Raw genomic sequence first — 10,554 nt, 5'->3', positions numbered from 1 at the left:
ACCGCAGAGAGCTTCCTTGGTTTTGTAGACATCACGTCCATCCGCCTTTGGGTCAGCCTTTTGTCAACATGACCTAGACCGTACCGGTTTTCAAATTCTCTTTGCCCCAAGCTGTTTTCCAACTCTGCTATCACTTCTGGTAAATCAGATGGATTGATATCGCCAACGTTTGGTAGTTCGTTATCTTTGATTTTATTGTTATCGTCTATATCAAAGTAACCTGACCCGGATGAGTTCAAAACCTGTGATTCTTGTCCTGGCGTTTCTGAGATGCCTTCAAGTGCGAGATCGAGACCGGCTCCAACCAACGCCCCTGCTGGGTTGCCCAGTGGTGACGAGCCATCGACTTTCCCATCTGAAACGTCAATGGCATGATCGACCATAAGAGTGCCGATTAAAGCGCCAGCGGCAACTATTATTCCTTCGACGATGCAAGCATCCCAAACACAATTCCCCTCCGGGTCCCTCAAATTCACCGGATCGTTGAACGAATAGGCGTACCTGTTTGTGCCGACCCCAGCCTTGGTCACCTCGAACCAGTCCGGTTGGATGAACACGGCCAGTTCCGGGTCGTAGTAGCGGGCGTTCAGGTATTGCAGGCCCACGCCCGCGTCATAGCGCTCGCCGATCCAGCCTTTGTCCTCGCCGCTCATGACCAAATCTACACGATCTTCAAACCACGCCGCTATCGCCTCACCGCTAACTCCTATCGTCACTCCAGGGCAGATGCGTTCAGCCTTTGGGCCGACTATGCCCGCGAGATGACCGCCTGACGGACTTGGGTCAGGCTGCAGTGCGCTGGGTGAAAGTAACTTGGCAATGCCCATTGAGATCCTTCTCAAACAAGAACTCCTGCCGATACTCCTCACCGGTCGGATCAACCGCTTCTACCGTGATGCGCCAATGCATGTTTGCCTCCGCCTTGCGTCAAAAGTGGAAGCTTCACACGGCCGGTCAAAGATTGCACCCCAGATAATTGAACAGTCTCTTCGCTCAACGCCTTCAACCAAAACGTCGGTCCCGGGCGACCAGTGTTTCTTTGAAATCACGACTATCCCTCCTGAATGTTCCATTCTCAGGATAGTTGCGCCACACGGATTGGGGCAGAACCCTTATACACTTGTGAATACTCCTGCAGAGTCCAAGCCCAGCGATTTATGCAACGGTCCGTTCCAAACCGCTCGTGCCACTACAACAACGCCAATGTGAGTGCAGGGAACGCTACAAGTAATGCCAGCCTGATTAGATCGGCTCCCCAGAATGGCATCACGCCCCTGAAAATCGTTCCAAGAGGAACCTCTGGCGCGATGGACTTTATCGCGAAGACGTTGATGCCTAAGGGCGGTGTAATCATACCCGTTTCCACCACGATCACCAGGATGATGCCAAACCAGACCGGGTCGTACCCCAGCCCCGTGATGATTGGAAAGATCACGGGAACGGTCAGCAGCACCATGCCAATGCTGTCGAGGAAACACCCCAGGATCAGATATGTCAGCAGGATGAAGAGCAACACCAGCGCTGGCGACGTATTCAAAGACAGGATGTAATCGGCAATCGCGATGTTCGCGCGGGTAAGTACGAAGAAGTTGATCAGTAGGAAGGCTCCGAAAATGATCAGGGCGATCATCCCCGTTGTCCGGACGGTTGAATAGACCGCCTCGATCATCTGCGACACGGTGATCGATCGCCGCAATAGTCCGATGGCCAGAGCGAAGATCACCCCGAAGCCCGCCGCCTCGGTCGGTGTGAAGACCCCGAGGTAGAGCCCGCCGATGATCAGCGCGAAGAGAATGAACATGCTGGAGATCTGCGGCAGGGCCGCCAGCTTCTCGCGAAAGCTTGTGGGGTGGCTGCGGCCCGCCGAACTGGGCCAGATTTTCACGACGACGGCAATCGTCGCGGCATAGATCACGATCTGCATCAAACCGGGGATGACCGCGGCGACAAAGAGATCGGTGATCGAGGTTTCGGTAAGTACGCCGTAGATCACTAGAATGATCGACGGCGGGATCAGCACGCCAATGGTGCCCCCCGCGGCGACGCAGCCGGTGGCGAGCGAGTCACTATAATTGTTACGCTTCATTTCCGGCAGAGAGACCCGCCCCAGCGCCGTCGCCGTGGCGAGCGACGATCCGGATACAGCGGCAAAGCAGCCACAAGCCAGGATCGTGGCCATTGCCAGCGCACCTCGCACGCCGCCGAACAGGCGTGCGCAGCCCTGGTAAAGATCGGCCGACATTCCCGCCTTGGTCGCCAGGTTGCCCATCAAGATGAACAGCGGAATGATGCAGAGTTCATAGTTGAACCCCACCTCAATCGCGACCTCGCCGACCATGAAGAAGGCCGTACTTAATCCGTAGAGGATCATGATACCGGTGAAAGCCGAGAGCGCCATGGCCGCGCCGATTGGCACGCCGAGCACCATCATCGACAGCAGCAACCCGATGACCAAGGCCGTGACCTCATGTTCGCTCATGGATGGGTCTCCGCGTCTTGCCGATCCTTGCCTGCTCCCCCCACCAGGACCCGAACGGCAACCGCACAGGCCACCAACAGGGTCAGCAGCGCGAGCGCGGCCATCATGTAAAGGGGTAGATCAAGAATGGGTGTCAGATCGCCGGAGTCGTAGAGCGACAGCGTGCGTTCGAAAACGGCCCATGTCGCGCCCAGCACGAGCAGAAGCACTGCCAGATCACTCAACATCTCCAAGACCTGCTTCAGACGCCCGCGCGATCTTGCAAGCAGGAAATCAAGGCGAATATGCTCGCGGTGCCGGGTCACTTCGGCCAAGGCGCCGAACATGACGATGGCCATGAAACCCTCGATCAGTTCGACGGTCCCGGGCAGCGGCGCGGAAAAGACGTACCTGCCGGTCACATCGACGAAGACCAGACAGGCCAGCCCGGCCAAGACCACCGCCGCAAAAGCGACGGTGACCCTGCGGAACCGTTCAATGAGCTTGAACAGACCCCTCATTGCGAGTGGCCCGAGGCCGGGAACTCGCTCAGGATCGTTTCGGCATCGATGCCTTTGGCGGTGGCGATGTCCTTCCAAGCTTGGAAGACGTCAGCGGAACGCGCCTTAAGCTCTTCCATCATCGCCGCATCCGCCGTGGTGACCTCGTGCCCGGGGTCTCCCACCAGCGCCTTGCGGGTGACCGTGGCCGCTTCGTCCCAGTGCCGACCGATTTTGGCGGCAAGATCGGGGCCGGAGTTGGCGTCGATCACCGCTTTGAGATCATCAGGCAGCGAGTCATAGAAGCGCTTGTTCATCGCAAAGAAGAAAGTGATCGTGTAGAGACCATTCGGCACTTCGAGGTGATAGGGCAGGATCTCTTCCAGACGGTAAGACTGGATGGCGTCGAAGGGAAACAGGATCCCGTCGGCGACGCCCCGCGCCAGAGCCTCATGGGCCTTGCTGGCCGGCATGACCACGGCGGTCGCCCCCAGCGCCTCGGCCCATTCCACACCTGACCCAAGTGTGCGGATCTTCTGGCCTTTTAGGTCGGCGAGCGTGTCGATCTTGACCTTGGTGTGCAGCGCGCCTGGCGCATGAACATGCAGCGCCAGCAGCTTGGTATCGGTGAACTCCTGATCGGAGAAATGGTTCTGCCAGATTTCGGTGATCTTGCGGCTGCCCTCCTCGCCGTTGGGCGAGAGGAACGGCAACTCGACGACCTGGCTCAGCTCAAAGCGCCCCGGTGTCCAGGCCAACACGCCCCAACCTGCCTGCACGACGCCCTGGCGGATCAGGTCGTATTGACCCGCCGGCTTGCCGATGATCGCCTTGTCGATGGACACCTCGATCCTGCCGTCCGATTCAGCGACAATTGTCGCGGCCCATTCCTCCAAGGCTTTGACAACGGCATGGTTTGGGTTCGGGTTCCAGTTGCCGACCCGGATGGTGTATTCGGCCGCATGGCCCAGGCTTGCGGCCAGACTACAGACGGCAAATGCCGCCGCGCCTGCGAACGTACTCATTTTCATCGTTTCTCCTCCCTATGAACAATGATGGTATGGTTTGGTGTCGGGTCTCCGCGCGCCTAGAGCGTCTTCAGGAAGTCCTCCGAGGGGGTCACGGTGCCGAACAGCGGCAGGATCTTCTCGCATTCGATCCGGTGCAGCTCCATGTCCGGCGAGGCGCAGCAATCCTCCAGCACCGTCACGAAGAGACCGGAATCGTCGCCGTGGCGGGCAGTGCTGTCGACCACCATATGGGTGTAAACCCCGGCCAGAACGATGCGCTCGACCTTATTGACCGTCAGCCAGTTGAGCAGGTTGGAGTTATGAAACGGGTTGACCGCCCGCTTTGTCACCACCAGTTCGCCCTCCTGCGGCGCAAGCTCCTCGGGAAACTCGGTGCCGAACTCTCCGATCACCAAGGCGCCCGTCTCCTTCAGATGCGCCAGCCGAGATTGTTTGCTGATTGCATCGATATATCCCTTTTCGAACCCGACATTGACGAAGATCACAGGCAGGTTCCGGTCCCGAAACGCCTGGGCGACCCGGGCCGTTTTCTGAACCAGGTTCAGGTCTGCCGCGGTCTTGGCAAAGCCGTTTCGACCGACCTTTCCCTGCGGATGGATCAGCTCGTTCTGCATGTCCAAGATGAGAAGCGCAGACTTCATATTCCCCTCCCATATGCAACGGCTTATGGCCAACCGGCCGCCCGCCCCTGCTTTCGGTACCTAAATTTGCTCCGCATTGAAGCTATTTGTATGTGCTACGATCTCAGAATAGATGCAGACAATTTCGGCAGACAGAACCTATAAGTTAGGACTGGGATAACTGTTGGTCGGCCATGGCTGCCGGGGTTCTGCGGCGCGGGCACACAGCAGGAGCCGCTCCCGGTCGGCTCTGGCACAAGTTTTTGTTTCCGGAAGCGAACCACTGGTTAGTTAAACGCGCCCGGAGGATGCGCTAGATTTGAAGCCATCAAGTAGGGAGGGTTCCGCCTAGTGGACTTCAATCTGAACGAAGAGCAGCGGCAGTTCCGAGACATAGTCACCCGCTTTGCACAGGCCGAGCTGGCCCCCGGCGCGGCTGAACGCGCCGCGTCAGAGGACTATCCTTGGGATGTCGCCGCCAGGCTTGCCGAGGTGGGCCTGCTGGGTATCCTCTTCGACGAGGCGGACGGGGGCAGCGGCGGCACGCTGGTGGATGCGATCATTGCCATTCAGGCCGTGGCAGAGGTTTGCCCAAAGTCGGGCGACGTGATTCAGGCGGGCAATTTCGGCCCGGTCAGAACCTTTGTCGAATACGCAACGCCAGAGCAGAAGGCACGTTATCTGGCCGGAATCCTCGCGGGCAAGACGCTGATGTCTCTCGGGATGACCGAACCGGGCGCAGGCTCTGCCGTGACCGAGCTAACAACAACGGCGACCCCGGACGGCGATGATGTCATCATCAATGGCACTAAGGTTTTCGGCACGCATAGCAGCCTCGCCAATCTGTTCCTCGTCTATGTCCGCTTCGGCCCCGGCACCGGCGGGATCGGTTCGGTTCTGATCGAGCGTGGCACGCCCGGCTTCGAGATCGGCACGCCCTCCAGTTTCATGAATGGCGAGGACTGGTGCCAACTCTATTTTGACAATGTGCGCATCCCAAAGGGCAACGTCCTCCTGGGCGAAGGCGGCTTCAAGAAGCAGATCGCCGGGTTCAACGTCGAGCGTTTGGGCAATGCGGCACGGGCGGTGGCCGTCGGGCGGCACGCCTTCAATCTCGCGCGCGAGCACGCCCTGACGCGCACACAATTCGGACGGCCCTTGTGCGAATTTCAGGGCCTGCAATGGAAGTTCGCAGAGATGGAGCTGAAACTGGAAGCGGCGCACCTGTTGCTGATGCGGGCGGCGGTGAATGGCGCAGGCAGCTTGCCTTCGGCGCATGAGACCGCGCTGGCCAAGCTGGCTTGCAACGAGGCAGGCTTTTTCGCGGCCAACGAAGCGGTGCAGATCATGGGCGGTCTGGGCTTCTCCAGCGAAAGCACCGCGCAATACTGCCTGCGCCGGACGCGAGGGTGGATGATTGCAGGCGGGTCGATCGAGATCATGAAGAACCGTATCGCCGAAGGCATCTTTGACCGCCGTTTCGACCAGCGGGCGCCTCGGGCCGTGCCGTCGAACTAGCGACCGCACTCAGTCCTCCGCCGGGATCGGTTGTCCCGGCAGAGGGTCTGGGAAATCAAGGCGCGGGCGTCAGACCATGCTCTGCCAAAATTTGCTGACCGCGCGCCGAACGCATGTGTTCGAACAAGGCATTTTTTGCGGGACTTCGGCCACCTGCCCCCTGTGCAAGCGCAAGCCATGTGTCGTTGCGGGCCACATCGGCCAGATCGTCGATGACCGTGATCCCGTCCACCTCCAGAAGCTCGGCCTTCTGTTGGAAACCGAGCGCGACCAGCCCTTCGGCCACCGCCTGCCCGACCGAGCGATCGGTGATCGTTTGCAATTTCGCCGTCAGCGCATCGGCTTGGCCAGATACAGGCACCAACACATTGCGAAAAAAAGTGCCGCTGCCCGCTGCCGAGAGTCCAATCGATGGGGCATCGGACAGGGCTTTCCAAAGGCCCACCTCGGTCGACAGATCCGGGACCTCAGCCCCCGGCGCCACGCAGAACGCGACGGTCGAGGCAAAAACACGGACCGGCACGCCGACCAACCGACCGGCGGCGATCTCGGCCTCGGCCAGACCCATCGGCAAAATCGCAAGGTCGGACTGCTCACCCGCCTGCAATCGGCTGGTGATGCTGTTTGGTGCCGGGCCTGCGGCGGGGCCATACGCAAAAGAGAACAACCCTGGTTCGATATCCTGCTCAAGCGCGTTCAACGCCGACGCAAAGGCCGCCGGCGCAAATACGGTCAAGGCGGATTGGCTCACAGCATGTCCTCAAGCATAGCAACGACTGCATCCGGATCGTCGATCATCGGATCGTGGCCGCAGTTTTCCATGACGATGGTCTTCCAGCTGTCATCCGCTTGGCAGCGTTCCAGCGCCGCATCGAACCGCGGCTGCGGAAAGAGGGGCGCGCGGACGTAGAGCTTTTTCGCCACCCGATCCCGCGCACCGCTCAGGTTCAGCGCCTGAAGGGACACACCGATGGGCTGCTGAGTGATCTTGGAATCGACCCAGGCCGCGTCCTCGTCCGACTGGATACGCAATGCCTTGGAATTCGGACCCGGACGCGAGACTTCGCCCTTGGCCTGCGCTTCTTCAAAGGCGGCGGTCTGCTGCTCGTTCAGGAAATCCATGCCGCGCTGGCCGTCATCGGGCAGGAAGGCATCGAGGTAGACGATCCCCGACACCCGGTCCTCGAGATGCTCCATCGCGCCGGTGACGACCCAGCCCGCATAGGAATGGCCGACCAGAACGGCGTCGGTCAGGTCCTCCCATTTGAAGACGTTCACGACGTCGTCGATATGGGTCTGCAACGTGATGTCGCCGCTCATCAGATGCGAGCGTTCGCCAAGCCCGGTCAGCGTCGGGGTAAAGACGCGGTGCCCTTTGGCGTGCAGTTGGTCCCTGACCCTCTTCCACATCCAGCCCCCGTGTCCAGCGCCGTGGACAAGGACAAAGGCGCGGCCTTCTTTTGCGGATTGCATATCTGATCTCCCCGTACTGTTAAGCGTTTGCCACACCAAATGCCGTCAATCATCTGATTGTATGCGCCAATCCTGCGGCTGTTTCTATGGAGCCCATTATGGGATTCAGGTCGGTTCGTGGCAATAAAACGTGGCCAATACTGCCACAAGAATATGTGCAGCCAGCCCTAACCAAAGGTACACTTCAATACGAATGACTTTCAGATGACCCTTTGGTTGCATTCAATTTTAAAATGTATGCAACCATAACAGGGAGAAGAAAAATGAGAATTCAGTCTTTGCTGCGCGGCGTCTCCGTTGCCGCAAGCGTCATGGTCGCCACCACCGCTGCATGTGCTGACGAGGTCGCCAATTGGCCGAGCAAGACCATCGAAATCGTCATCCCGAACGGCCCCGGTGGCCCAACCGACATTCTGGCGCGCAACCTTGCGCGTGCTACCGAGCCGGTGTTCGGTCAGGAGGTGGTCGTGGTCAACAAACCCGGCGGCGGCGGCGCGACCCAGATGACCATCGTCAAGGCAGCCAAACCCGATGGCTACACGCTGGGGGTCAACACGCTGACGCAGTTCACCGCCATGAAAACCAGCCTCGAGGGCGTCTTTACCATCGATGATTTCGACTGGATCTCCATGTTGCAGCAGGACAGCTACATGCTGTTCGTATCGGCAGACAGCCCCTACCAGACGTTCGACGATTTCGTCGCGGCTGTGAAGACCAGCGGCGAGCTGCCGAACGTCGGGGGCTTTGGGTCAATCGGGTCAGTTTCGAACGTGGCGTCTGAACTGGCAACCAACGCCGCCGGGATCGACATCAACTGGGTTGGCTACAACAAGACCGCTGACACCATCGCCAATGTGCTGGGCGGTCATGTGGATGTCGGCTCGGCCAATGCGGGATCGCTGCGCGAGTTTGTCGAGGCGGGCCGCGTCCGGGTGATCGGCGTGCTGTCGGATCTGCGCAACCCCGCCCTGCCCGACGCGCCGACCTATACCGAGCTGGGCTATGACGTGGATACCGATTGGCAACAGATCCGGGGTCTGGTCGCCCCCGCTGGTGTCCCGGACGAGATCAAACAGAAACTGGCGGAGGGCCTGCGCGAGGCGGTGAATTCGCAGGAATTCAAGGAGTACGAGGCCCTGTCCGGGGTTGTACCGCGCTTCCTTGGCCCGGATGAATACACTGCCTTTGCGAAGAAGCTGGATACCCTTGCGGTCAAGGGACTTCAGGCGGCCGGGATCAGGTAACCGCGCCTTGAAACACTCCGGTTGGGTGCGGCCCTGCCACGCCCGACCCGCCCCCCCGGTGCCCCTCCCGCGCCGGGGGCCTTTGTGTTTGGTCTGCACTAACCTATGATCAGGTTCCGACCGCATGCGGCTCTGTTAGCATCGCCCCAAAGCACGCTATCAAAGATTGGAATTCCCGATGGTCACTCTCGTCACCATTCCCGGCATCATGTCGGACGCCCGCACCTGGTCCCCCGTCGCGGAGACGCTGCGGCTGCATGTGGACGCTGTCCATGTCGCGGACACCGCCAAAGACGCGACCCTGCAAGAGATGGCCAGCCGCGCGCTTGCCGCAACATCCGGCGACCTGATCATAATGGCGCATTCCATGGGTGGTCGCGTGGCGATGGAAATGGGCAGGCAGGCCCCGGATCGGATCAAGGCGATGATCCTGTCCAGCACCAGCGCCGAAGGCCCGGGCGCCGGCGAACAGGCGCATCGGCAGACGCGCATCGACGCGGCCAATGCCGACATGGTCAGCTATGCGCAGAACTGGGCACCCAAGGTGTTGTCCAAAGCAGGCGGCCAGAACGACGCCCTTGTGGCAAGCATCCGCCAGATGGTCATCGACTGTGGGCCAGAGGTCCACGAACGCCAGAACCTCGCCCTGCTGCATCGCCCGGATGCAACGACCTATATCGGCGATTTTCCCTTTCCCGTGCTTCTGATCACCGGAGACGAGGATCACCTTTCAACCAAGGACGTGCATGACGCCGATGCGGCTCAGATCCCCGATGCGAAGTCCGTGGTTCTTGCCGGGGCCGGGCACCTGCTGCCGTTTGAACAGCCCGAGGCCGTTGCGCAAACTGTGCGAAGCTGGTTGCAGGAGCGGTCGGTGATTTGACTAGGGCCCCCGCAACGACTTTGGCTTATGAGGCGGCGCCCGATACCGGGTTGCCGCCTTTGCTGATGGTGCATGGGCTGTTGGTCAGCCGCGATATCTGGGAACCCAACCTCGCCTTGTCAGAGCAGTTCCGCCTGATCCGCGTCGATCTGCCCGGTCACGGCCAAAGCCCCGCGCCGGAACATCCAGAACACGTGCGTCCTGACAGCATCATCGAGGCGCTCGATCAGATACGCAGATCGCTTGGCATCGCGCGATGGCACCTGTGCGGCCAGAGCTTTGGTGCCGGGATCGTGTTAGGCTATGCCCTGACTTTCCCAGAAGCCTGCACCGGGGTTGCCTTTACCAATGCGAATGCAGCCCTTCGTGGGACTGAGACAGAAGACGCACTTGAAGCGAGGCGGATGCTCGTCGCAAGGATCCGTACCGGCGGAACGGACGCGCTCCGGCGCGTGCCATATCACCCGGCGCACGCAAGGCGCTTTCCGCCCGACCTACGGCGGCGGCTTGCAGGGCAGGCCGACACGATTTCCCCTGAAACGATGGCGCTGTTGATGCAAGAGGGGCTGCCGCGATTGTCCGTGCGTAGCCGCTTGGGCGAATTGTCGGTTCCGACCTTGTTGGTCAACGGTCGCTACGAGCGGAAATTCCAGCCCCTACGCGACTGGCTGGCGCAATCGCATCCCGCGATTGACATCATGGATCTGCCCGGCGGTCATTCGGTCAATGTGGACTGCCCCGAAGACTTCAACGCGACCGTAGTCGAATTCCTGCGCGGGTGCGACTGAAGAACCGGCGCCGTGATCCGACGCCGGTCCCTGTTTGTT

Annotated in this window: 12 protein-coding genes and 1 pseudogene; 5 read left to right on the top strand and 8 right to left on the bottom strand. The window is 60.1% G+C overall.

Going from position 1 to position 10,554, the window contains the following annotated elements:
• Positions 1-653 (bottom strand): RHS repeat-associated core domain-containing protein (locus ACOYQJ_RS10520; protein WP_422905980.1); only part of this gene is annotated, 653 nt, incomplete at its 3' end.
• Here ACOYQJ_RS10520 and ACOYQJ_RS10515 point away from each other — a divergent pair.
• Positions 642-773 (top strand): annotated as a pseudogene (locus ACOYQJ_RS10515) (IS6 family transposase); the annotation flags it as partial. The gene ACOYQJ_RS10520 and the pseudogene ACOYQJ_RS10515 overlap by 12 nt on opposite strands.
• 10 nt (positions 774-783) lie before the next feature.
• Here the strand turns inward: ACOYQJ_RS10515 and ACOYQJ_RS10510 are convergent.
• From ACOYQJ_RS10510 to ACOYQJ_RS10490, 5 genes are all read right to left on the bottom strand, one after another.
• Positions 784-909, bottom strand: coding sequence for a hypothetical protein (locus tag ACOYQJ_RS10510; RefSeq protein WP_422905979.1), 126 nt, complete (start codon positions 907-909; stop codon positions 784-786).
• A gap of 280 nt (positions 910-1,189) precedes the next feature.
• Positions 1,190-2,479, bottom strand: coding sequence for a TRAP transporter large permease (locus tag ACOYQJ_RS10505; RefSeq protein ID WP_422905978.1), 1,290 nt, complete (start codon positions 2,477-2,479; stop codon positions 1,190-1,192).
• Entirely contained in the window at positions 2,476-2,979 is a 504-nt protein-coding gene (locus ACOYQJ_RS10500; RefSeq protein ID WP_422905977.1) for a TRAP transporter small permease, read from the bottom strand. The genes ACOYQJ_RS10505 and ACOYQJ_RS10500 overlap by 4 nt, the downstream gene beginning before the upstream one ends.
• The gene (locus ACOYQJ_RS10495) at positions 2,976-3,989 is read right to left on the bottom strand and encodes a TRAP transporter substrate-binding protein (protein WP_422905976.1); all 1,014 of its coding nucleotides are present in this window, start codon (positions 3,987-3,989) and stop codon (positions 2,976-2,978) included. The genes ACOYQJ_RS10500 and ACOYQJ_RS10495 overlap by 4 nt, the downstream gene beginning before the upstream one ends.
• A gap of 56 nt (positions 3,990-4,045) precedes the next feature.
• Complete coding sequence (locus ACOYQJ_RS10490) at positions 4,046-4,630, bottom strand: cysteine hydrolase family protein (protein ID WP_422905975.1); 585 nt, start codon at positions 4,628-4,630, stop codon at positions 4,046-4,048.
• Between the two features lie 330 nt (positions 4,631-4,960).
• Here ACOYQJ_RS10490 and ACOYQJ_RS10485 point away from each other — a divergent pair, with 330 nt between their 5' ends.
• Positions 4,961-6,127 (top strand): acyl-CoA dehydrogenase family protein, encoded by a 1,167-nt coding sequence (locus tag ACOYQJ_RS10485; protein ID WP_422905974.1) that lies wholly within the window; start codon positions 4,961-4,963, stop codon positions 6,125-6,127.
• Between the two features lie 55 nt (positions 6,128-6,182).
• On the opposite strand, the gene ACOYQJ_RS10480 is transcribed toward ACOYQJ_RS10485, so the two are convergent.
• Together ACOYQJ_RS10480 and ACOYQJ_RS10475 are read right to left on the bottom strand one after the other, a co-directional pair.
• Entirely contained in the window at positions 6,183-6,878 is a 696-nt protein-coding gene (locus ACOYQJ_RS10480) for a substrate-binding domain-containing protein (RefSeq protein ID WP_422905973.1), read from the bottom strand.
• Positions 6,875-7,600 carry an alpha/beta fold hydrolase gene (locus ACOYQJ_RS10475; RefSeq protein ID WP_422905972.1) on the bottom strand — a complete coding sequence of 242 codons (726 nt, stop codon included), beginning with the start codon at positions 7,598-7,600 and terminating at the stop codon, positions 6,875-6,877. Before ACOYQJ_RS10475 ends, ACOYQJ_RS10480 begins: the two co-directional genes overlap by 4 nt.
• 263 nt (positions 7,601-7,863) lie before the next feature.
• Between ACOYQJ_RS10475 and ACOYQJ_RS10470 the strand changes: the two genes are divergently transcribed.
• The 3 genes from ACOYQJ_RS10470 (at position 7,864) to ACOYQJ_RS10460 (ending at position 10,515) form a co-directional block, all read left to right on the top strand.
• Positions 7,864-8,844 carry a tripartite tricarboxylate transporter substrate binding protein gene (locus ACOYQJ_RS10470; protein WP_422905971.1) on the top strand — a complete coding sequence of 327 codons (981 nt, stop codon included), beginning with the start codon at positions 7,864-7,866 and terminating at the stop codon, positions 8,842-8,844.
• A gap of 178 nt (positions 8,845-9,022) precedes the next feature.
• Positions 9,023-9,727, top strand: coding sequence for an alpha/beta fold hydrolase (locus ACOYQJ_RS10465; protein WP_422905970.1), 705 nt, complete (start codon positions 9,023-9,025; stop codon positions 9,725-9,727).
• On the top strand, positions 9,724-10,515 hold the full coding sequence (locus ACOYQJ_RS10460) for an alpha/beta fold hydrolase (protein ID WP_422905969.1): 792 nt from the start codon (positions 9,724-9,726) through the stop codon (positions 10,513-10,515). The genes ACOYQJ_RS10465 and ACOYQJ_RS10460 overlap by 4 nt, the downstream gene beginning before the upstream one ends.
• Positions 10,516-10,554 lie beyond the last annotated feature (39 nt).

This window comes from Pacificoceanicola algae (genome assembly GCF_049341065.1).
Lineage (GTDB): Bacteria > Pseudomonadota > Alphaproteobacteria > Rhodobacterales > Rhodobacteraceae > Pacificoceanicola.
Note: the sequence above shows the minus strand (reverse complement) of the source record. Positions and strands in the feature narration are given on the sequence as shown.

What these genes read in the sequence shown, in the direction of transcription:
- ACOYQJ_RS10470 (WP_422905971.1), top strand. Translation starts at nt 7,864, where the DNA reads ATGAGAATTCAGTCTTTGCTGCGCGGCGTCTCCGTTGCCGCAAGCGTC.
- ACOYQJ_RS10490 (WP_422905975.1), bottom strand. Translation starts at nt 4,630, where the DNA reads ATGAAGTCTGCGCTTCTCATCTTGGACATGCAGAACGAGCTGATCCAT.
- ACOYQJ_RS10465 (WP_422905970.1), top strand. Translation starts at nt 9,023, where the DNA reads ATGGTCACTCTCGTCACCATTCCCGGCATCATGTCGGACGCCCGCACC.
- ACOYQJ_RS10475 (WP_422905972.1), bottom strand. Translation starts at nt 7,600, where the DNA reads ATGCAATCCGCAAAAGAAGGCCGCGCCTTTGTCCTTGTCCACGGCGCT.
- ACOYQJ_RS10510 (WP_422905979.1), bottom strand. Translation starts at nt 909, where the DNA reads ATGCATTGGCGCATCACGGTAGAAGCGGTTGATCCGACCGGTGAGGAG.
- ACOYQJ_RS10500 (WP_422905977.1), bottom strand. Translation starts at nt 2,979, where the DNA reads ATGAGGGGTCTGTTCAAGCTCATTGAACGGTTCCGCAGGGTCACCGTC.
- ACOYQJ_RS10505 (WP_422905978.1), bottom strand. Translation starts at nt 2,479, where the DNA reads ATGAGCGAACATGAGGTCACGGCCTTGGTCATCGGGTTGCTGCTGTCG.
- ACOYQJ_RS10495 (WP_422905976.1), bottom strand. Translation starts at nt 3,989, where the DNA reads ATGAAAATGAGTACGTTCGCAGGCGCGGCGGCATTTGCCGTCTGTAGT.